22 protein-coding genes and 1 tRNA gene are annotated in these 21241 nt (G+C 69.2%); 13 read left to right on the forward strand and 10 right to left on the reverse strand.

Going from position 1 to position 21241, the window contains the following annotated elements:
- The first annotated feature begins 23 nt into the window (after positions 1–23).
- On the forward strand, positions 24–2240 hold the full coding sequence (locus tag WBL06_RS14140; protein ID WP_424457111.1) for an alpha-ketoacid dehydrogenase subunit alpha/beta: 2217 nt from the start codon (positions 24–26) through the stop codon (positions 2238–2240).
- Between the two features lie 17 nt (positions 2241–2257).
- Positions 2258–3466, forward strand: a complete 1209-nt coding sequence (locus tag WBL06_RS14145; protein WP_424457113.1) for a dihydrolipoamide acetyltransferase family protein — start codon at positions 2258–2260, stop codon at positions 3464–3466.
- 4 nt (positions 3467–3470) lie between these two features.
- Here WBL06_RS14145 and WBL06_RS14150 read toward each other — a convergent pair whose 3' ends face one another.
- The 5 genes from WBL06_RS14150 to WBL06_RS14170 form a co-directional block, all read right to left on the reverse strand.
- A complete protein-coding gene (locus tag WBL06_RS14150) occupies positions 3471–5741 on the reverse strand; it encodes an MMPL family transporter (RefSeq protein ID WP_424457115.1) in 2271 nt (756 codons plus the stop codon).
- Between the two features lie 14 nt (positions 5742–5755).
- On the reverse strand, positions 5756–6571 hold the full coding sequence (locus WBL06_RS14155) for a phosphotransferase family protein (protein WP_424457117.1): 816 nt from the start codon (positions 6569–6571) through the stop codon (positions 5756–5758).
- Entirely contained in the window at positions 6571–7200 is a 630-nt protein-coding gene (locus WBL06_RS14160; RefSeq protein ID WP_424457119.1) for a class I SAM-dependent methyltransferase, read from the reverse strand. The genes WBL06_RS14155 and WBL06_RS14160 overlap by 1 nt, the downstream gene beginning before the upstream one ends.
- Complete coding sequence (locus WBL06_RS14165; protein ID WP_424457121.1) at positions 7197–7817, reverse strand: TetR/AcrR family transcriptional regulator; 621 nt, start codon at positions 7815–7817, stop codon at positions 7197–7199. The genes WBL06_RS14160 and WBL06_RS14165 overlap by 4 nt, the downstream gene beginning before the upstream one ends.
- A 91-nt stretch (positions 7818–7908) precedes the next feature.
- Complete coding sequence (locus WBL06_RS14170) at positions 7909–9192, reverse strand: DUF4032 domain-containing protein (RefSeq protein WP_424457123.1); 1284 nt, start codon at positions 9190–9192, stop codon at positions 7909–7911.
- 31 nt (positions 9193–9223) lie between these two features.
- On the opposite strand from WBL06_RS14170, the gene WBL06_RS14175 reads away from it, so the two are divergent.
- Positions 9224–10165 carry an acyl-CoA thioesterase gene (locus WBL06_RS14175; RefSeq protein ID WP_424457124.1) on the forward strand — a complete coding sequence of 314 codons (942 nt, stop codon included), beginning with the start codon at positions 9224–9226 and terminating at the stop codon, positions 10163–10165.
- A gap of 51 nt (positions 10166–10216) precedes the next feature.
- On the opposite strand, the gene WBL06_RS14180 is transcribed toward WBL06_RS14175, so the two are convergent.
- The gene (locus WBL06_RS14180; RefSeq protein WP_424457126.1) at positions 10217–11329 is read right to left on the reverse strand and encodes an ABC transporter ATP-binding protein; all 1113 of its coding nucleotides are present in this window, start codon (positions 11327–11329) and stop codon (positions 10217–10219) included.
- A 252-nt stretch (positions 11330–11581) separates the two neighbouring features.
- On the opposite strand from WBL06_RS14180, the gene WBL06_RS14185 reads away from it, so the two are divergent.
- The 4 genes from WBL06_RS14185 (at position 11582) to WBL06_RS14200 (ending at position 14078) form a co-directional block, all read left to right on the forward strand.
- Positions 11582–12472, forward strand: coding sequence for a DsbA family protein (locus WBL06_RS14185; RefSeq protein WP_424457127.1), 891 nt, complete (start codon positions 11582–11584; stop codon positions 12470–12472).
- Between the two features lie 20 nt (positions 12473–12492).
- Positions 12493–12565 (forward strand) — tRNA-Thr (locus WBL06_RS14190).
- Positions 12566–12867: 302 nt separating this feature from the next.
- Positions 12868–13101, forward strand: coding sequence for an HNH endonuclease signature motif containing protein (locus tag WBL06_RS14195; protein WP_424457128.1), 234 nt, complete (start codon positions 12868–12870; stop codon positions 13099–13101).
- Complete coding sequence (locus WBL06_RS14200; protein ID WP_424457130.1) at positions 13101–14078, forward strand: DMT family transporter; 978 nt, start codon at positions 13101–13103, stop codon at positions 14076–14078. The genes WBL06_RS14195 and WBL06_RS14200 overlap by 1 nt, the downstream gene beginning before the upstream one ends.
- Here the strand turns inward: WBL06_RS14200 and WBL06_RS14205 are convergent.
- Positions 14065–14589, reverse strand: coding sequence for a nitroreductase family protein (locus WBL06_RS14205; RefSeq protein WP_424457155.1), 525 nt, complete (start codon positions 14587–14589; stop codon positions 14065–14067). The genes WBL06_RS14200 and WBL06_RS14205 overlap by 14 nt on opposite strands.
- 23 nt (positions 14590–14612) lie before the next feature.
- Positions 14613–15029 carry a peptide-methionine (R)-S-oxide reductase MsrB gene (gene msrB / locus WBL06_RS14210; RefSeq protein WP_424457132.1) on the reverse strand — a complete coding sequence of 139 codons (417 nt, stop codon included), beginning with the start codon at positions 15027–15029 and terminating at the stop codon, positions 14613–14615.
- A gap of 114 nt (positions 15030–15143) precedes the next feature.
- Between msrB and WBL06_RS14215 the strand changes: the two genes are divergently transcribed.
- The 6 genes from WBL06_RS14215 (at position 15144) to groL (ending at position 20247) form a co-directional block, all read left to right on the forward strand.
- Positions 15144–16130, forward strand: a complete 987-nt coding sequence (locus tag WBL06_RS14215) for a DUF2332 family protein (RefSeq protein WP_424457139.1) — start codon at positions 15144–15146, stop codon at positions 16128–16130.
- Positions 16131–16139: 9 nt separating this feature from the next.
- Positions 16140–16454, forward strand: a complete 315-nt coding sequence (locus tag WBL06_RS14220) for a DUF3263 domain-containing protein (RefSeq protein WP_424457141.1) — start codon at positions 16140–16142, stop codon at positions 16452–16454.
- Entirely contained in the window at positions 16455–17033 is a 579-nt protein-coding gene (locus WBL06_RS14225) for a LytR C-terminal domain-containing protein (protein ID WP_424457143.1), read from the forward strand.
- A gap of 180 nt (positions 17034–17213) precedes the next feature.
- Positions 17214–17417, forward strand: coding sequence for a cold-shock protein (locus WBL06_RS14230; RefSeq protein ID WP_424457145.1), 204 nt, complete (start codon positions 17214–17216; stop codon positions 17415–17417).
- Positions 17418–17540: 123 nt separating this feature from the next.
- On the forward strand, positions 17541–18509 hold the full coding sequence (locus WBL06_RS14235) for a DUF3048 domain-containing protein (protein ID WP_424457147.1): 969 nt from the start codon (positions 17541–17543) through the stop codon (positions 18507–18509).
- A 109-nt stretch (positions 18510–18618) separates the two neighbouring features.
- A complete protein-coding gene (groL, locus tag WBL06_RS14240; protein ID WP_424457149.1) occupies positions 18619–20247 on the forward strand; it encodes a chaperonin GroEL in 1629 nt (542 codons plus the stop codon).
- 218 nt (positions 20248–20465) lie between these two features.
- Here the strand turns inward: groL and WBL06_RS14245 are convergent, their stop codons facing one another.
- Both WBL06_RS14245 and WBL06_RS14250 read right to left on the reverse strand, forming a co-directional pair.
- A complete protein-coding gene (locus WBL06_RS14245; protein ID WP_424457151.1) occupies positions 20466–20756 on the reverse strand; it encodes a WXG100 family type VII secretion target in 291 nt (96 codons plus the stop codon).
- A 10-nt stretch (positions 20757–20766) separates the two neighbouring features.
- The coding region (locus WBL06_RS14250; protein ID WP_424457153.1) for a sensor histidine kinase at positions 20767–21241 on the reverse strand (475 nt) is incomplete at its 5' end.

Consider the following 21241-nt stretch of genomic DNA (forward strand, 5'->3'; position numbering starts at 1 on the left):
TCAATCAGGTCTACTCTGCCCCTATGCCGAAACGACGGAGTCTGCAGACCGGGACGCCCTGGGTCGAACTCTCGACCACCCCCGCCGACTGGAAGGCTGCCGACCCCGCGCTGCTTCAGACGATGCTCGGCCAGTTGCACCTCATCCGCGCCTTCGAGGAGACCGTGCTCGAGCTCGCCGCCGAGAGCCTCGTTCACGGACCCGCGCACTCCAGCATCGGGCAGGAGGGTGGTGCGGTCGGCTCGATCGTCGGGCTGCGCTCGACGGATGCCGTCAACGGCTCACACCGCGGGCACCACCAATTCCTCGCCAAGGCGATCACGCACGTCTCCGGCGGCCGGCTCGACCTGGCGAACCCGGTGACGCCCGAGATCCGCACGGTGCTGCGGCGCACCCTCGCCGAGATCCTCGGGCTCGCCGACGGGTACTGCCGCGGCCGGGGCGGCTCCATGCACCTCCAGTGGTTCGAGGCCGGCGCGCTCGGCACCAACGCGATCGTCGGCGGCGGCGCGGCGATGGCGGCCGGCAACGCCTGGGCTCAGAAGCACAGCACTCCCGCGGGCGGCACCAGCGACCTCACGATCAACTACTTCGGCGACGGCGCGAGCCAGATCGGCTCGGTTCTCGAGTCGATGAACCTCGCCGCGACCTGGAAGCTGCCCGTCGCCTTCTTCATCGAGAACAACCTGTACGGCGTCTCCACCCACGTCTCCGAGATCACCGCCGACACCCGCCTGTCCGTGCGCGGGCAGGGCTTCGGCATCCCGGGCTGGCGGGTCGACGGCATGGACCCCCTCGCCGTCCACCTCGCGATGGAGGAGGCGGCCGAGCGGATGCGCGCGGGCGACGGCCCCGCCGTGATCGAGGCCGAGGTGTACCGGTTCTTCCACCAGAACGGCCCGTACCCGGGAAGCGCCTTCGGCTACCGCACGAAGGAAGAGGAGCAAGCCTGGCGCGGTCGCGACCCGCTCGAGCGCGTCGCGACCGAGATGACCAAGCTCGGACTGCTCGACGACGCCGGCGCGCTCGCCGTGCGCGCGACGGTTCAAGCGGTGATGGCCGAGGTCGCCGGCGAACTCGTCGAAGCCGATCCAGACAACCCCGGCAAGCGCCGCATCCGGCCCGAGCTGTGGCCCGACCCGGGCTTCGTCGATGTCGGCATCCGCGGCGACGGCAGCGAGCTCGACGGGATGCGCGTGCTCGAACCGGCGACGCACACGGGCGCCTGGACCGACACGACGTTCGTGGATGCCGTGGCCGGGGTCATGGACCGCCGGATGGAGCAGGACCCGCGCATCGTGGTGATGGGCGAAGATGTGCACCGCCTGAACGGCGGCACGAACGGAGCGACCAAGGGTCTGTGGAAGAAGTATGGAGCCGACGCCCCGGGCGACGGGCGCGTGCTCGGAACCCCGATCAGCGAGAACGCCTTCACCGGCCTCGGCGGCGGACTCGCGCTCGACGGCCGCTTCCGGCCGGTGGTGGAGTTCATGTACCCGGACTTCATGTGGGTGGCCGCGGATCAGGTGTTCAACCAGATCGGCAAGGCCCGCCACATGTTCGGCGGCGACAACCCGGTACCGCTCGTACTGCGCACGAAGGTGGCTATGGGCTCGGGTTACGGCTCGCAGCACCTCATGGACCCGGCGGGCATTTTCGCGACCGCCCCCGGCTGGCGCATCGTGGCCCCGTCGACGGCGGCCGACTATGTCGGCCTGATGAACGCAGCGCTCGCGCTCCAGGACCCGGTGCTGGTGATCGAGCACGTCGATCTGTACGGCACCGCCGATCGTGTCCCCGAGGGCGACCTCGACTACATCATCCCGCCGGGCACGGCGGCGATCCGGCGGGAAGGCTCCGACGTCACCGTCATCTCCTACCTCTCGATGGTCGGGCACTCCCTCGAGGCGATCGAGCAGACCGGCATCGACGCCGAACTGATCGACCTGCGGTGGCTCGACCGCGCGTCTCTCGACTGGGCCACGATCGAGGCCAGTGTGAAGAAGACCAACGCCGTGCTCATCGTCGAGCAGGGCGCGCAGGGCACGTCGTATGGCGGCTGGCTCGCCGACGAGATCCAGCGGCGGCTGTTCGACTGGCTCGATCAGCCGGTGCAGCGGGTCACCGGAAGCGAGGCCAGCCCGAGCATCTCGAAGGTGCTGGAACGCGCCGCCATCGCCCGCACGGAAGAGGTCGTCGCCGGCCTCGAACGCGTGCGCGCGGGGATGGGCGGCCGCTGATGGTGAGCGTGGTGCGGATGCCGGCCGCTCTCGCCGGGGTCACCGAAGCCGCGATCCAGACCTGGATCGTCCAGCCCGGACAGCAGCTCGCCGTCGGCGATCTGCTCGCCGAGATCGAGACCGAGAAGGCCGTCGTCGAGTACGCCAGCGAAGTGGCGGGCACCGTCGGACGGCTGCTCGTCAGCGAAGGCGACAGCATCGAGGTCGGCGCGCCGATCGCCGTCATACTCGCGACGGGCGAAGGGGAGGATGCCATCGGGCCCGCGCTCGCCGCCGCCGGCGCCTCGGAGGTCCCGGTGCCCGAGGTGCCGGCGGCAGAGATCCCTGTGGCGGAGGCATCGGTGGCGTCGCCTCCGCCGCAGGCCGATCCCAGCAGGCGCGTCGCGAGCCCGATCGTGCGACGGCTCGCGCGCGAGCGCGGTATCGACCTCGCGACGCTAGCCGGCACCGGACCCGGGGGACGGATCGTGCGTCGAGACCTCGACGGTGTCGCCGCCGCGCCGGTTGGTGCTGCGACCCAGCCCCCGCTCCCGTCGGCGGGTGCGGCGCAGGGCATCCCCGAGAAGCTCACGGGCATGCGCAAGGCGATCGCGCGGCGGCTCACCGAGAGCAAGACGACGGTTCCGCACTTCTACATCACGGCGCATTGCCGCGTCGATCGGCTCATGGCGCTCCGTGCTCAGGTCAACGAGGCGGCCGAACGCAAAGTCTCGGTCAACGACTTCGTGCTCAAGGCCGTCGCGGGAGCCCTCATCGACGTGCCCGCGGCGAATGCCATCTGGGGCGGCGACAGCCTCCTGCGCTTCACGGGAGCCGACATCGCGGTCGCGGTCGCGGTCGACGGCGGCCTTCTGACGCCCGTGCTGCGCGGGGTCGATCGGATGTCACTCCTCGAGGTCAGTGCGACGGTTGCCGAACTCGCCGAACGTGCGCGGGCGGGGAAGCTGCAGCAGCACGAGCTCGAGGGGGGCAGCTTCTCGGTCTCGAACCTCGGGATGTATGGCGTCGACGAGTTCTCGGCGATCCTCAACCCGCCGCAGTCCGGCATCCTCGCGGTCGCCGCCGCCAAACAGCAGCCGGTTGCCGACGACGGAGTGCTCGCTGTCGGGACGGTCATGACCGTCACCCTCTCGGCCGATCACCGGGTCGTCGACGGCGCCGTCGGAGCCGAATGGATGGCCGCCTTCGTGCGCCGTATCGAGAATCCGGTCTCGGCGCTGCTCTGACGGGTCAGTCGGTCAACCCGAAGCGGGCGTGCAGGCGCTTCATCCAGCGGGGTGCCCACCACATGATGCGGCGCTGCCAGGTCATGAAGGCGGGCACGAGCAGACACCGCACCAGGGTCGCGTCGAGCAGCACGGCGACGGCGAGGGCCGTGCCGAGCTGCTTGATCACCATGAGGTCGCCCGTGGCGAAGCCGGCGAACACGACGATGATGATGAGCGCAGCCGAGGTGATGATGCGGCCCGACCGTTGCAGGCCGATCGCGATCGCCTCCGTCGCTTCGACGCCGGCATCCGCCTGCTCTTTGATGCGCGACAGGATGAACATCTCGTAGTCCATCGCGAGACCGAAGCCGAAGATGAAGGTCAACAGCAGCACGAGCACGTCGACGCCGTGCACGGTGCTCGCGTCGAAGCCCATGATGCCGGCGAAGTTGCCCATCTCGAAACCCCAGACGAGCACGCCGATCGACGCTCCGAGCGACAGGGCGCTCGCGACGAGGGCCTTGATCGGGATGACGAGCGACCCCGTCATCAGGAACATCAGCACGATCGTGCCGAGGGCGAGGATGAGCACCGCCCATGGCGCGGATGCCAACAGCGAGTTGCCGAGGTCGGTCGTGCGGGCGTCGGTGCCGGTCACCCAGGCGTCACCCAGCCCGTTGGCCCGCGCGTCGGCCTGCACGGCGGCCCGGTCCGCGCGGATCTCGCCGACGACGGCGACTCCGTTCTGGGGATCGTCGAGCCGCACATCCGTCTGCCAGGCCTCGCCGACCTCGCGGGTGTCGCCGACCGACGCGACGTGCTCGAGGTCGGCGACCGCCTGCCCCCACTCCTCGCCGTCGGCTTCAGTTTGCGTCACGAGCGCAACCCGCGGGGTGGTGGCATCCGGAAACTCGGTCTCGAGCGTGCGGATGAAGTCGTACTGCACCGAGGAGCTTGGCGTCGCGTCGACGCTCGTGTTCGCCAGCCGCAGCGTCGCGATCGGGCTGCCCACGATGATCAGCGCGAGCGCGCAGGCGATCGTCACGATCGCGGGATGCCGCTGCACACGTCGCGTGAGCTTCGAGAAGAACCCCTCCTTGGGGGCGACGTCGCCGAACCGGGAGATGAGCCGGCCGACGCCGGGGATGCGGGTCAGCAGGCCGGGGCGCAGCAGGCGGTCACCAGTGAGCGACAACAGCGCCGGGATGAGGGTCAGCGCCGAGACGATCGCGATGAGTGTGACAGCCATCGCGCCCAACCCGACGGCGCGCACCATCCGCGGTTCGAAGACGAGCAGCCCGGCGGACGCGATCAGGAAGATCACCCCCGAGAACACGACGGTGCGACCCGCCGACCCGGCGGTGCGGGCGATCGCGGCGAGCCGGGTCGCCCGCCCGATGCCGTCGACGCCGGCCCGGCCCCGATACTCCTCGCGGAAGCGCGACACCATGAGCAGCCCGTAGTCGATCGAGAGTCCGAGCCCGACGGCTGTGACCACGTTGATGACCGTCGTGTCGATATCGGTCACGAGGGTGACACCGAACAGGATGCCGAGGCCGCCGCCGATCGCAGCTCCCGCGCCGACGAGCGGGACTCCCGCGGCGATGAACCCGCCGAAGACGATGAGCATGACGACGAGGGCGATCGGCAGGGCGACGGTCTCGCCGCGCCGCAGGTCGTTCTCGGAGATCGCGAGGATCGAGTCGACGATGAGAGAGCTGCCTCCGACCTCCACCGTCGCGTCGGGGAACTCGGCGCGGAAGTCGTCCGCCGCCTCCTGGACGGTCGTCAGCACCTCGTCGACGAGCGCGGCAGGCGGCTCCTCGGTCGCCGAGCCTTCGACGGTCGCGGTGATCAGAAAGCCCTCGCCGTCCTCGGCGACGAGGCGTGCGACGCGCGGATCGGGGGAGCCGTCGGCGAGCGGTGGAACTCCGAACGGCGCCGCGAGGGTGACGGCGTCGTCGCCCGCGAGCTCGGCGGCGAGATCCGCGGTGATCGCTGCGGCACCCGGGTCGGTCCACGGCACGCCGTAGACGAGAACCGTGTACGACTCCCGCTCGGCCTCGTCGCCGGCGAGCACGTCGTCGGCGTGAGAGGCCTCCCCGTCGACACTCGGGGCGTCGCCTTCGAGTCGCTGGAAGAGCGTCTCGCCGGTGAGGCCGAACACCGCGGTGCCGACCGCCAGCGCCAGGAGCAGCACCCAGGCGACGACCGTTGCGATCGGATGCCGCGCCGTCACGCCGGCGAGTCGGCTGACCGCGCCGGGTCGAGGTCGGGGGAGCGTCTCAGCCATCCGATCAGTTCCTTTCAGTCGGTTCCGGCATGGTGCCGGAGGCTCCGACGCTGTGCTGCTTCGAGGAGGGCGCGAAGCTTGGGGTGCTCACCCTCGATGCCCTCGCTCATGCGTGCGGCAATGACAACGGTCAGCCACGACGAGAGGTCATGTGGGGATGCCGCCCCACCGCGCCGGTAGTGGTACGCGTAGGCGCGGGCGAAGATCGACCGACCGGCGACGATCAGTCTGCGCGCCAGCGGCGACGTCCCGGGCAGCGGATCGGCCCATCGAAGCAGCAGCAGCGTGCGGGCATGGTCGGCTTCGGGAGCACCGCGCGCTGCGCCGGCCCAGTCGATCACGACATCCCGGTCGCCGGTCATCAGGATGTTGCCGGGGTGAAAGTCGCCGTGCGTGAGCCGGTCGCCGCCGGGCAGAGCCGAGAGCTCGCGTAAGGCGAACGCGCGCAGCTCCGCGGACAGCGGCGCGCGACGGATTCGCGCTTCCATGACTTCGCGGAGATCGGGGAGGCTGTCGGGCGCCGTGATCCTGTTGAAGCGAAGGTGGGCGGCCGCAAGCCGTCGCGCGAGGAACGGGAGACGCCAGGGGCGGCGTTCGAGCATCGTGAGCATGTCGGACCCGCGAAGGCGCTCGAGCACCAGCCCCCGCCGGTCGTCGACGTCGACGACGTCGATCAGTCTCGGCGCGATGCCGTGAACGTCGAGCAGTCGCAGGGCGGAGCCCTCCGCCTCGTACCCGAGGAATCCGGTTCGGTAGAGCTTCACGACCGCGTCGGGCTCCCACGGGAACACCTCGGCTTCCCGGCCGGCCCCGAGGGCGGGTCCGATCATCATCGCGGCTTGCGGGCGTAGACCCGCTCGATCGTGCCCGCCTTGAGTCGCTCGACTTCGACGATCTCGAAGCCGGCCGATTGGACCAGGATCAAGGGGCGTCGGGTGAAGTGCTCTCCTGCCATGGGGATGGTGATTCGCTCCAGTAGCCACTGCGCGACGAAGATCGGGGGCCAGGTGCTTCGGATGTGGTCGACGAGCAGGAGTCGACCGCCGGGGGTGAGAACTCGTTTCATTTCGCCGATGGCGGCGGTCGGGTCGGGGATCGAGCAGAGCGAAAGCGCGCATACGACCGTATCGAAGGTGCTCGCCTCGAACGGCAGCTGCTCGGCGTCACCCTGCTCGAACGCGACGTCGCGACCGAGGTCGCCGGCCCGTCGGCGGGCCAGACTCAGCATGGCGGGGCTCAGGTCGATTCCGGTCACGGTCGCGTTCGCCGGAAAGTGGGGAAGGTTGCGACCCGTTCCGGTCGCGACGTCGAGGATCCGCCCGGTGGCGCGTTCCCCGATCCACTCCCGGCCGCCTGCGAACGGCCCCTTCTCGAACGAAGCGATCTTCCGGTCGAAGTCGGGGGCGCTCTTCTCCCACGTGCGCAGAACCCTGGCGGTCTGGAATGCGGATCCCGTCATGGTGTCCTCGTGGGCGGCAGCGAGTCGGGATGCTCGACCGTGGATCCGGCGGCGGCGATGACTTCGGCGATGAGATGGCGGATGCGGTTCGCGGTGAGATCGGGATCGGGTTGCCCGGCGTCGAGCCACGCGACGATCGATTCGATCGCCACCGTCGGGGCCAGCTCCGCCGCCCAGTCGGCCCAGGCGCGGTCGGCCACGACGCCCGCGATCTGAATGCGAGCCGTTCGCGTGATACTTGAACGGAATCGTTCGGCGATCGCGGCGAACTCGGGCTCTCGGGCCGCGTGCACGAACAGTAGCCGGAAGCCGTCCGGCTCGGTCGCCGCCGCACGAACGAGCCCGTCGATCGTCGCATCCGTGAAGCCACCGACGGGCTTCGACACGTGAGCGCGGAGCACCGCGCAGAAGCGGTCCAGGCTCGCCCGGTAGAGCTCCGTCTTGGAGTCGAAGTGCCGGTAAAGAATCACCCGCGTCACCCCGGCCTCCGACGCGATGTCGTCGAGCCCCGTGCCCGCGAACCCGGTGCGCGCGAATGCCGTTGTTGCCGCCTCGAGGATCTGTTCCCGGCGCGCCGCACGGGGAAGCCGGGAGCGTTCCGGTTCGATCCGCGTCACATCGTCTCCTATGTTTACGCGTCAGTGTACTTAGCGGCATGTCGCTTCGCAAGTAAACAAGTCGGCACCGACATCCGCGGTGCCGATCGGGTCAGACCTTGTCGCGCCAGTCGACGACCTCGTTCGGCCCGGTGACGGCGCCGATCGCCCCGGTCGGCGGCCCGACCACGGTCATCTCGTCGCGCCGGTGCCGCAACACGGTCTCGATGTACGAGGTGAGCGCCTCGGCGAGCGGCACGTTGCGCTTCTCGTCCTGCGAGCGATACCAGCGGTGCTCGAGCAACTGGTGGAACACCTCGGCCGGTTCGAGTTTGCCGCGCAGATCGCGGGGAATCGACCGGACGACCGGCTCGAACACCGTCGCGAGCCACTCGTGCGCGACGACCTCTTCGTCTTCGTTCGCCCGGGTGCCGACCATGCGGTAAGCGTCGAGGTCGTTGAGCAGGCGCCGTGCCTGGTTCTCCCCGGCATCGAGACCGGTGAGCCGCAGGAGCCGACGCGAATGGTGGCCGGCATCCACGACCTTCGGCTGGATGAGCACTTGGGCGCCGGTGTCGTCGCGGCTGATGCTCAGCTCCTCGATGTCGAACCCAAGGTCGTTGAGTCGTTCGACGCGGCGGGCGATGCGCCACCGTTCGTTCTCGGGGAACGATTCGGATGCCGTCAGCTCGGTCCACAGCTCGCGGTACGCCGCGACGATGCGGTCGGCGACGGTGACCGGGTCGACATCGTCATCGAGCCTGCCGCCCGCTTGCAGGTCCAGCAGCTCGCCGGCGATGTTGACGCGCCCGATCTCCAGATCCTGGTCACGCTGCCCGTCGCTCAGCCGGGCGTCGTAGAGCTTGCCGGTCTCGGCATCCACGAGGTATGCCGCGAAGGCACCCGCGTCGCGGCGGAACAGCGTGTTCGACAGCGATACGTCGCCCCAGAAGAACCCGGCGACGTGCAGCCGCGCGAGCAGCACGGCGAGCGCGTCGACGAGCCGGGTCGCGGTGTCGGGCCGCAGCGACTGCGAGTAGATCGCGCGGTAGGGCAGTGAGAAGCGCAGATGCCGGGTGACCAGCACCGGCGCGAGGGATTCACCGTCGGCCGCCCGGCGGTTGGTGATCACGGCGATCGGCTCGACGCAGGGCATGTCGAGACGGTTCAGGGTGCGCAGCAGGTCGTACTCGCCCTTCGCCATCTCTTCGGTGGTCTCTTTGATCGCGAGCACGTGCTCGCCGAAACGCACGAACCGCACCAGGTGGCGCGAGATGCCTTTCGGCAGCGCGGCGATCGTCTCATCAGGCCACAGTTCGAGCGGCAGGTGCCACGGCAGGTCGAGCAGGGCCGGGTCGGGAACGGCCGAGGTGATCGACAGCGGGGGTGATGGCACCCATCGAGCCTAGAGCTGCCATCCTGGGGCGATGGACGACCGCATCACGCTGCGCTTCCTGGCGACGCCCCAGGACTCGACGGTCGGGGGCGAGATCGTCGCCGCCGGCAGCGTCCTCGAGTGGATCGACAAGGCGGGCTACGCCTGCGCGGTCGGCTGGTCGGCGGGGTACTGCGTCACCGCGTACGTCGGCAACGTGCACTTCAGCCGACCCATCGCCGCCGGCAACCTCGTGCAGGCCCACGCCCGTGTCATCCACACCGGCCGCTCCAGCATGCAGGTGCTCGTCGTGATCGAAGCGGCGGATGTGCAGACGCGCGTCTACGCGAGGGCGACCCACTGCATCCTCGTCTTCGTGGCGGTCGACAGCGACGGCCGCCCCCGCGAGGTGCCGACCTGGTCGCCGCGAACGGAAGAGGATCGGCTGTTGCACGAGAACGCCGCCGGCCGGCTCGAGGCGCGCCGCGAGATCCGCGACGCGATGCTCGCGCAGCAGTACACGGATGCCGGCACGACACCGCGCACGACGTTCCGATTTCTCGCCCAACCGGCCGTCACCAACTTCGGCGGCAACGCCCACGGCGGCACGGTGATGCGTTGGATCGAGGAGACCGCGTTCGCCTGCGCGGCGAGCTGGTCGTCGGACCGCGCGGTGGCCGTCTACTCGGGCGGCATCCACTTCTTCCAGCCGATCCGCATCGGCCACCTCGTCGAACTCGACGCTCGGCTGATCCACACCGGCCCGCACAGCATGCACGTGGCCGTGCACGTGCGCTCAGGGCCGGCGACCGATCCGACGGCGATGGCAGCGACGACGCTGTGCATGACCGTCTTCGTTGATCGCGGGCCCGACGGTCGCGCGCTCCCCGTGCGGTCGCTCGACCTGGTCAGCGACGAAGACCGGCGACTGGATGCCCACGCCGTCGACCTCATCGCGGCCCGAGCCGCGCTCCCCCCGCTTCCACGCCTCTGAACGCGAAACGGCCCCGCCCCCAGTAGGGAGCGAGGCCGTAACGCGGTTGGGTCAGGAAGCGGCGGCGCTCTTCGTCGCGACCGGCTTCGAGAGGCGCTGCCCGGTCTCGAAGTCGAACGCGTGGATGTGCGCCGGCGTCGGGTTGACGATGATGTTCTCACCGGGGTTCGGGTGGTTGCGGCCGTCGACGCGCGCGACGATCTCGACGCGCGAGCCGTCGACCTCGGTGTGCCCGTACAGGTAGCCGTCGGCACCGAGCTCTTCGACGACATCGACCTCGACCGGCAGACCCTGGCCCGACGTGGAGATGACCAGGTCTTCGGGGCGAACGCCGATCGTGACCTTCTTCGCCTTCGTGTTGGCGGTCACCTCGCGGTCGACCTTCGCGGTACCCGTGCCGAACTTCAGCCCGCCGTCGACGATGTCGGCGTCGAACAGGTTCATCGCGGGGCTGCCGATGAAACCGGCGACGAAGACGTTCTCGGGGTGTTCGTACAGGTCACGCGGGGTGCCCACCTGCTGCAGCACGCCATCCTTGAGGACCGCGATGCGGTCACCCATCGTGAGCGCCTCGGTCTGGTCGTGGGTGACGTAGACCGTGGTGACGCCGAGGCGGCGCTGGAGGGATGCGATCTGGGTGCGGGTCTGAACGCGCAGCTTCGCATCGAGGTTCGACAGCGGCTCGTCCATGAGGAACACCTGGGGCTGACGCACGATGGCGCGACCCATCGCGACGCGCTGACGCTGACCACCGGAGAGCGCCTTCGGCTTGCGACCGAGGTAGGGCTCCAGGTCGAGCAGCTGTGCGGCCTGAAGCACGCGCTGCGCCCGCTCCTCCTTGTTGACGCCGGCGATCTTGAGCGCGAAGCCCATGTTCTCGGCGACCGTCATGTGCGGGTAAAGCGCGTAGTTCTGGAAGACCATCGCGATGTCGCGATCCTTCGGCGGAACATCGGTGATGTCCCGATCCCCGATGAGGATGCGGCCCGAGTTGACCTCTTCGAGGCCGGCGAGCATGCGGAGAGTCGTCGACTTGCCGCAACCCGAGGGGCCGACCAAGACGAGGAACTCGCCGTCAGCGACCTCGAGGTCGATCTGGTCGACGGCGGGGATGGTCGAGCCCGGGTAGACCCGGCTCGCCTTATCGAAAGTGACCGTAGCCATAGGAATACTGCTCCCGTTCACCGGCAGGTACGTGCCGGACGATCCGTAGTGAATGGATGAAACGTGCGCAAGCGGGAACGCTCGGCACCACCCGATTATGGCACGTCGGCGCGGCGGCGATTCAGCCGGTATCCGGCCACCTCCCAGCGAGGCCACCTACGCTCGCACCCGGGCCCGCCTTCTGACCGCGGTTGCTCCTGGCCCGGCGCGTGCAGTAGCTTGGCGCCGTTTGACCCACCCGAACGAGGACTCATGAGTGAATCGCGCGAAGCCGCGCGGGAGCGTGCGCGCCAACTGCGCGCAGAGCACCGCAAGCGCGACCGTCGGCGTCGGTTCGGAATCACCGCCGGGATCGTCGGCGGGGTGCTCGCGGCCGGGCTCATCGTGACGCTCGTGCTCATCACCTCGACGCCCCCGGCGACGCGCGGCCCGCAGAACATGCAGAGCGACGGACTCAAGATCGGGGAGGGCTTCCTAGCCGTGCGCACACCGGCTCTCAAGGTCGGCGACAGCCCGGTCGCTTCCGAGCCGAATCCGTCGGATGTCGTCGACATCCAGATCTACTACGACTACCTCTGCCCCAACTGCGGCGATTTCGAGGAACGCAACGGCGCCCAACTGCGCGACTGGATCGAGAACAACGCAGCGACCGTCGAGTACCACCCGATCGCGGTCTTCACGCCGAAGTCGATGGGCACGCAGTACTCCCTGCGGGCTGCGAACGCGGTGGCCTGCGTCGCCGAACTCTCGCCCGACCAGTTCTTCGCGTACCACGAGGCCCTGTTCGCCGACCAGCCGGAAGAGAACACGCCCGGGCTCACCGACAACGAGCTGATCGACATCGCCCGGGCGGCCGGCGTCGAGCGACTCGGCAACCTCGAGAAGTGCGTCGCTGAGCAGCGGTTCCGGGTCTGGGTGACCGAGGCCACCCAGCGGGCGCTCAGCGGCCCGATCCCCGGCACCGAGGTGGAGGCGATCGCGTCGACGCCGACGATCATCGTCAACGGCGTCGAGTTCACGTACACAACGGCGTTCGACCCCAACGAGTTCGCGCAGTTCGTCGCCCGCGCGGCGGGGCAGTCGTTCAGCGACAACCCGACGCCCACCCCCACGCCGACGACGACCGAGACACCCGCCCCGTAGCAAAGTACGATTGACCTCTCGCCTCCTTAGCTCATCGGGTAGAGCGTTTCACTTGTAATGAAAAGGCGGCCGGATCGTGACCGGCAGGAGGCTCTCTCTGGCGTCGGTCGTACCGTGCGCACATGAAGCCCTGCGCCCACTGTGGAACCGAGACCCGCAACCCCAAGTTCTGCTCGAAGAGCTGCAGTGCGTCGGTCACCAACCGTGGCGTACGCCGCCACGGCGAGGCCCCTAGCGAGTGTCGCCTGTGTCGCGCTCCAGTCGACCGGCGGAGGCGTCTCTACTGCTCACTGGCGTGCCACCGGGATGCCCTCGCTGAGCGGCACATCAAGCGATGGCTCGCGACAGGCTTGCCCGGGCCGCAGACACTCCGCCGCGCGATCCGGGAGTGGATCATGATGGAGCAGAACGGGTTCTGCCAGATCTGCGGTCTGGCCCCGACCTGGAATGGTGCCACGCTGGTGTTCGTGCTCGACCACATCGACGGCGACGGCGGCAACCACGTGCGCGACAACGTGCGGATGATCTGTCCCAACTGCGACAGCCAGTTGCCGACCTTCAAGGCGCGCAATCGCGGCAAGGGTCGCCACTACCGCCGCGAGCGGTATCGGGCCGGGCTCTCCTACTGATGTCCTCGCCCATCCCCGTTGTGTCCCCAGCCCGGCTCGCCGTCGCCCTCGCTGCCGCCTTTGGGACCGGCGTCATTGTGGCGACCCAGAGTCGCATCAACGGCGAGCTCGGGCTGCGGCTCGGCGACGGGTTCCTGGCCGCCTTCATCTCGTTCGGGTCGGGACTCGTCATCCTTGCGGTCGCGAGTGTGTTCTGGCGTCCCGGTCGACGCGGCGTCGTGCGGGTCGCCGTGGCCCTGCGGGAGCGCAGCATCCCCTGGTGGCTGGTGCTCGGGGGCGCGGGGGGCGCGTTCTTCGTGCTCGGGCAGGGGCTCACGATCGGCTTGCTCGGGGTGGCGCTCTACACGATCGCGGTGGTCTGCGGGCAGACGGTGAGTTCGCTGCTGCTCGACCACTGGGGGCTCGCGCACCGGGGATACCCCCTCATGCCGGCGACCCCGGCGACCCCGCGTCGCGTTGTCGGGGCTGCGCTCGCAGTCATCGCGGTCGGAGTCGCCGTCTCCGATCGCTTGCGCCCCGACGCTCCGTACCTGGCCCTGGTCATCCCGCTCGTGGCCGGCCTCGTCGTCGGGTGGCAGCAGGCCGTCAACGGCCAGGTGCGACAGGTGTCGGGTTCGGCGTTCACGGCGACGCTCGGCAACTTCGTGGTCGGCACGGTCGTTCTCGGTCTCGCGCTGGTGATCCACATCGCCGTCGCGGGATGGGATCCGGAGTTTCCCCCGCAGTGGTGGCTCTACCTCGGGGGTTTCGCGGGCTGCATCTTCATCGGCGCTCAAGCGATCATCGTGCGGCACACGGGCGTGCTGCTCATGGGGCTCGCCCTCCTCGCCGGGCAGGTGGCGGCATCCGTCGTCTTCGACCTGGTACTGCCGGTGTCGGATTCCGGCCTTCACCTCGTCACCGTCATCGGAGGTGTGCTCGTGATGATCGCGGTGGTCGTGGCCGCGTGGCCGACCCGCGCAGTCAGAGCGAGCTGAGCAGGTCTTTCGCCTTCACCGGCTTGCGCCGGCCGCCCTTCGTCTTCTTCGTGCCGCCGACGTAGAGCCAGCCCAGCAGATACTCGTCGGGTTTCAGCTCGTGCATGCGGTGCACGGCGCCGGAGCGGGTGTAGGGTCCGGTGCGCCAGATGACTCCCCACCCGGCCTCGTCGAGCACGAGGCTCAGCGCGTGGGCGACACCTGATGCGACCGCCTCCTGCTCCCACCCCGGAACCTTGTGGCTCGGCTTCGGAGAGACGACGATCGCCAGCAGGAGAGGTGCCCGCAGGGGTTTGGCTGCCATCTTCTCGGCGGCGCCGCCCTCGAGCCCAAGCGCTTCGACGATCGCCGCGCCGAGGCGCACGCGGGCCTCTCCGCGCAACGCGATCAGGCGCCACGGCAGGAGAGAGCCGTGGTCGGCGACGGATGCCGCTGCCTCGATGAGCGGCAGCAGCTCGCGCTTCGTCGGCGCATGGTCGGTCACCGCCGGATGCGAGCGCCGCCGCCGCATCCCGTCGGCGATCGGACCGGTCGTCACGACTCGGCGTGGAACCCGAGCGACAGCGAGTTCATGCAGTAGCGCAGGCCGGTGGGGGTGCCGAAGCCGTCGTCGAACACGTGCCCCAGGTGCGAGCCGCAGTTCGCGCACCGCACCTCGGTGCGCACGACCCCGAGCGAGCGGTCTTCCAGCAGCTCGACGGCATCCGGATTCACCGAGTCGTAGAACGACGGCCAGCCGCAGCCGGAGTCGAACTTGGTGCCGCTCTTGAACAGCTCGGCGTTGCAGGCCGCACAGGTGTACAGCCCCGAGCGGCTCTCGTCGAGCAACTCGCCCGTCCAGGCGCGTTCGGTGCCGGCTTCGCGCAGCACCTTGTACTGCTCGGGCGTGAGCTCGGCCCGCCACTGCTCGTCGGTCTTCTCGACCGCGTAGTCCTTGCCGTTGGTGTTCATCTCGTGTCCTCTTCGGGCATCCACGGCGGGCCGGATGGCCGCCTCCCTATTCAACCCGAGCCGGGGCCGTTCCGTTCCCGCCGCCGTTCAGCGGTGCCTGGCAGGATGACGGCCATGCCCTTCGACACGGCCGACTGGTACGACCGCGCCGCCACGCGTGACCTCGTGGGGCACTCCGCCCTGCACGTGGAGTGGGCGGCCGGCGTGGCCGCGGATGACGACGTGGTGGGGCTTCTCGACCGGTTGCCCCGGGAGCGGCGCCAGCCGTCGCTGATCTTCTCGGTCGCCACCTGGCTCGGCGCAGAGGCGACCGACTACCCCGCGTTTCGCGCCTGGCTCGTCGAGCACTGGCCCGCCGTCGAAGCGGTCGCACGCGAGCGTCGCACTCAGACGAACGAGGTCGGTCGGTGCGCGCCCCTCGTCGTCGCGCTCGCCCGCATCCCCGGCCCCCTCGCCCTGCTCGAGGTCGGCGCCGCCGCCGGCCTGTGCGCGATCCCGGAACGGTACGCCTACCGGTTCGGCGAACGCCCGGTCCTCGGCGCCGGCGAGCCGCTGATCGACTGTGTCGTCGAAGGGGCGGACCTGGTGCCGGATTCGCTCCCCGACATCCGCTGGCAGCTCGGCCTCGACCTGCACCCGCTTTCCGTCGCGGATGCCGCCGACACCGGGTGGCTCGAAGCCTTGGTGCCGCTCGACCGATCCGATCGCCGGGCGCGGCTCCGCGCGGCCCTCGCCACCGCCCGCGACGACCCGCCGCGGGTGATCGCCGGCGACGCGCTGCACGATCTCGCGGATGCCGCCGCCCAGGCTCCGGCCGACCTCACGCTCGTCGTCGTGTCGTTGGGCACGCTGGTGTACCTGCCGCCCGAGGCACGCGCGGCGTTCCCCGTCGCCGTCGCCGAGGCGGGTGCACGCCTGGTCACCCTCGAGCAGAGCGGGATCGCCGACCGGCCGCAGGGCCGGGTGTCCGCCGGGCGGTTCGTGTTGGCCCTCGACGGTGAGGCGATCGCCGAGGCGAGTCCCCACGGCGACCGCCTGACGGCTCTGAGCGTCCGCCGGAGCGCGGCGAGGCATCCTGGCCTGCCCGACGCCCATCCCTAAGATCGCCGCGTGACCGACCCGCGCGCCGCGGAACCCCCGCGGACAGAACTCGACGAGACCGAGCTGCGTCTGCTCGCGTTCGAGCGATCGTGGGCCGACCGGGTGGGCAATCGGGAGGCCGCCATCCGGGCCGAGTTCGGCGTCTCTTCAGCTCGGTACTATCAAATGTTGTACGCGCTCATCGATTCACCCATCGCGGTGCGCCACGATCCGCTCCTTGTACGCCGTCTCCAGCGGCTCCGCGGCTCGCGGCGTCGAGCTCGAGCCCGCCCGTTCATCTCCCGCAGCAGCATTCCTTCCGACAGCCAGGACCGTACCGACTAGATGGCCAGCACGCCCCTCGATCGCTTCGACGACATCCCTGACGACCTCCGGCGCGTCGGGGCGCATCGTGCGCCCGCCCGGCGCGGTCGCGGCTGGGTGAACTTCGCCTGGGCTGCACTCGCAACCGGTGTGCTCATCGTCGGCGGCCTGTACGGCCTGTCCCGCGTCAACCCGGCGATCTCGTTCGAGATCCCGGTGCTGGCAGGCGGCGGGGCGGAGCCGGGAGTCACGGCGACCCCGCAACCGGAAGCGACCCCGTTGACCGATCCTGCCCTGGTAGACCCCGCCCTCACGTTGACGATCTCCGTGCTCAACGGTTCGCCGACCGCCGATCAGGAGGACGCCGCCTCGACCCAGATCGCGCTCGCCGGCTGGCCGGAACCAGCCGCGGCAGTCGCCACCTCGCGCGACCAGGAGTCGACGGTCATCTACTACAACGGCGCGCAGTACGAGCCGATCGCCCTCGGCCTCGCCCAACTGCTGGGCACCGACCCCGCGAACATCGTCAACTCCGACGCCTACCTCGGCGCCTGGGTCACGATCGTGCTCGGCGCCGATTACACCCCGCCGGCCGCCTGAGTTCCGGGATTCCTGCCCCGTAGGGGTCAGGGATGTTACGGCTGTGTTTAATCTGTGTTGAATCCTCGACGATCGGCCGCGCACGGCCAGCCGGTGGCGAATTCGTTCCGCATGCCGCCGTTAGCATTTCGAGCAGAGCCGCGGTCTGGGATCGCGGGGATACGCAGCAGAGGAGTACGGATGGCTCAGGGCACCGTCAAGTGGTTCAACGCCGAGAAGGGCTTCGGCTTCATCACCCTGGACGGGGGTGGCGACGATGTCTTCGTGCACTACTCGGCGATCGACATGCCCGGGTTCAAGGTGCTCGACGAGGGCCAGGCGGTGACCTTCGATGTCGGCACCGGCCCGAAGGGCCCGCAGGCCGAGTCGGTACGGCCGGTCTGAGCTGCCTCCGCCTACCATGACGGCATGAGTCGGGGTAGGAGATCGCGAGGAGGTACCCTCGCCGCGGTCGGTGTCGTCGTGCTCCTGGGCGGGTGCGCGAATCAGGGCCCGAGCCTGACCCCCATGCCGACGCCGACCTTTTCGTCGACGTACCTCACGCCCGAGCCGACCGCTCTTGCGCCGCTGACGGGCGAGACGGTGCCGGCCGGATCCTTGACGGCACCCTCGCTCGCCGCGAAGGTCGACAATCATCCGAATGCCCGCCCGCAGTTCGGGCTCGAGCGCACCGACCTCGTCTTCGAAGAGCTCGTCGAGGGCGGGCTGACCCGCTATGTGGCAGTGTGGCATTCCGACGTGCCCGCCGAGATCGGCCCGGTGCGCAGCATCCGCCCGATGGATCCCGACATCGTGTCGCCACTGGGCGGCATCATCGCCTACTCGGGCGGCCAGTACCGGTTCGTCGTGATGATGCAGCAGACGAACGTCTACAACGCGATCCACGGACAGGCCGATACCGACGACCTGATGTTTCGCGTCGACGGACGCCCCGGCCCCCACGACGTGCTCGTGCGGGCTCCGGAGTTGATCGCCCGGCATCTCGACCTCACGGCACCTGTTCAGCAATTCGCCTTCGCTCCCGATGTCGCCTCGTCGTCGGCCGTGATCGGAGGCACCCCGACCGAGTCGATGGCCTTGCGTTTCGGTGCGGCGTCCGCGCCGTCCTGGGTGTGGGATGCCGCCCGCGGCGTGTGGGCTCGATCGCAGAACGGCACTCCCGACCTCGACACCGGCGGCGTGCCCTTCTCGGCCGTCAACATCGTCATCGTGCGCGTGCCCGTCACCGTGACGCAGAGCATCCCCAAGACCGAGCTGATCGGTTCGGGTGAGGCCTGGGTGAGCAGCGGCGGCATGACGATTCACGCGACGTGGTCAAAGGATTCGCAGACCGCCCCCATCCGGTTGGTCGACGACACGGGAACGGTCATCCAGCTCGCCCCGGGCAACAGCTGGGTCGAACTCGTGCCCAACGCGGGCAGTGTCGCCTTCACGGCACCCCCGGCGCCGGTGCCGACAGAGCCTCCCGCACCGTAGCCGGTCGGCCCGCGGCTTGCACTCTCCGTAGGCGAGTGCCAAGATAAACCCTGGCACTCGCGCGTCGCGAGTGCCAAGTTTCTACGTCCGGGAGGGACGACACACACTCATGGCAAAGATCATCGCTTTCGACGAAGAGGCCCGCCGCGGCCTCGAGCGTGGGCTCAACATCCTGGCTGACGCCGTCAAGGTCACGCTCGGGCCCCGCGGCCGCAACGTCGTACTGGAGAAGAAGTGGGGAGCCCCCACGATCACCAACGACGGCGTCTCGATCGCCAAGGAGATCGAGCTCGACGACCCCTACGAGAAGATCGGCGCCGAGCTGGTCAAGGAGGTCGCCAAGAAGACGGATGACGTCGCCGGCGACGGAACGACCACCTCGGTCGTGCTCGCCCAGGCGCTCGTTCGCGAAGGCCTGCGCAACGTCGCGGCCGGCGCCGACCCGATCAGCCTCAAGCGCGGCATCGAGAAGGCCGTCGAGGCCGTCACCGCTGAGCTCGTGAAGAACGCCAAGGAGGTCGAGACCAAGGAGGAGATCGCCGCCACCGCGTCCATCTCCGCCGGCGACGAGGAGATCGGCAAGCTCATCGCCGAGGCGATCGACAAGGTCGGCAAGGAGGGCGTCGTCACCGTCGAGGAGTCGAACACCTTCGGCACGACCCTCGAGCTCACCGAGGGCATGCGCTTCGACAAGGGCTACCTGTCGCAGTACTTCGTCACCGATCAGGAGCGTCAGGAAGCCGTCTTCGAAGACGCCTACATCCTGATCGTCAACAGCAAGGTCAGCAACATCAAGGACCTGCTGCCGATCGTCGACAAGGTGATCCAGGCGGGCAAGCAGCTGCTGATCATCGCCGAGGATGTCGACGGCGAGGCGCTCGCGACCCTGATCGTGAACAAGATCCGCGGCATCTTCAAGTCGGTGGCCGTCAAGGCCCCCGGCTTCGGTGACCGCCGCAAGGCGCAGCTCGCCGACATCGCCATCCTCACCGGTGGCGAGGTCATCAGCGAAGAGCTCGGGCTCAAGCTCGAGAACGCCACGCTCGAACAGCTCGGCCAGGCACGCAAGGTCATCGTCACGAAGGACGAGACCACGATCATCGAAGGTGCCGGCAACGCCGACCAGATCGCCGGACGGGTCAAGCAGATCCGCCAGGAGATCGAGAACACCGACAGCGACTACGACCGCGAGAAGCTGCAGGAGCGCCTCGCGAAACTCGCCGGTGGTGTCGCGGTCATCAAGGCCGGTGCCGCGACCGAGGTCGAGCTCAAGGAGCGCAAGCACCGCATCGAGGACGCCGTGCGCAACGCGAAGGCCGCCGTCGAGGAGGGCATCGTCGCCGGTGGTGGCGTCGCGCTCATCCAGGCCGGCAAGACCGCCTTCGAGGGCAAGGCCGTCACGGGCCTCAAGGGTGACGAGGCGACGGGCGCGAACATCGTGCGTGTGGCCATCGACGCTCCGCTCAAGCAGATCGCGCTCAACTCGGGTCTCGAGCCCGGCGTCGTCGTCGACAAGGTGCGCAACCTGCCGGTCGGTCACGGACTCAACGCCGCGACCGGTGAGTACGTCGACATGCTCGCCGCGGGCATCAACGACCCGGTGAAGGTCACCCGGTCGGCGCTGCTCAACGCCGCGTCGATCGCGGGTCTGTTCCTCACGACCGAGGCGGTCGTGGCCGACAAGCCCGAGAGGCACCCCGCTCCGGCCGGCGACCCGACGGGTGGAATGGACTTTTGACCGTAGGTTGAGGCTTCCGTAGGAAGGCTCAATCGCAGGTCAAGGTCGAGTAGCGCCGCGCGCAGCGCGACGCGTGTCGAGACCCCACTCCGCACTGCGACAGATCAGCGGGCGGCTCCCACAAGGAGCCGCCCGCTTTGTCGTTCGAGAGCACCGATGTGCGTCGAGGGCAATTGAGTGATTGCGGGCACTCGACGCAAACCACTGACCTGGGTGGGTCAGCGGGCGAAGAGTCGGGCGTTCTGCAGTTCGATCTCGGCGTAGTGCTGCCCCGCTTGGGCGAGGCCGGCGTTGATCATCTGCAGGCTCTCCTCGACGCGCCGCTGTGTCGCGGTCCAGTCGGCGACCACGGATTGGAACGCCGCGGCCGCCTGACCGGTCCAAGAGCTCTGGAGGTCGAGCAATTGGGCGTGCAGTCCGCTGACGTCGGCCTGAATGCGGCCGGCAGCCGCCTGAACGGACGAGGTCGCCGCGGCGACCGCTTCGGAGTCGATCTGGTATCTGGTCATAGCCGGAACGCTAGGGACGCCGGCCACGCCCCCGTGGTGGAGGAACCGGTTCGGGGGATGCAGCGGCAGGAGTGTCGCTGGGGAGGAGCGGAAGGCTGACCCGGAAGGTCGCGCCACCTCCCGGTGTCTCGACGACTTCGACGTAACCCTCGTGGTTGGCGATGATTCCTGCCACGATCGCGAGGCCGAGGCCCGATCCCCCGGTGTCGCGGGTGCGCGAGCTGTCGGCGCGGAAGAAGCGCTGGAAGATCTTCTCGCGCAACTGCGGCGGGATGCCCTCACCGTGATCGACGATCGCGATGACGCCGTAGCGCCCCGCGCGGTCGACATCCACGACGATCTCGATCGGGGAGTCGTCCTTGGTGAACCGGAGCGCGTTGCCGATGAGGTTCGTGACCACCTGGCGCACCTTGTTCTCTTCCGCGAAGACGATCGGGCCGACCGGCGGCAGCGGCGCGGGCGCCGGCGCCGGGGCGGCAGCACCC

Origin of the sequence: Pseudolysinimonas sp., from assembly GCF_049651805.1 — a bacterium.
In the GTDB taxonomy this organism is placed as follows: domain Bacteria; phylum Actinomycetota; class Actinomycetes; order Actinomycetales; family Microbacteriaceae; genus Pseudolysinimonas_A.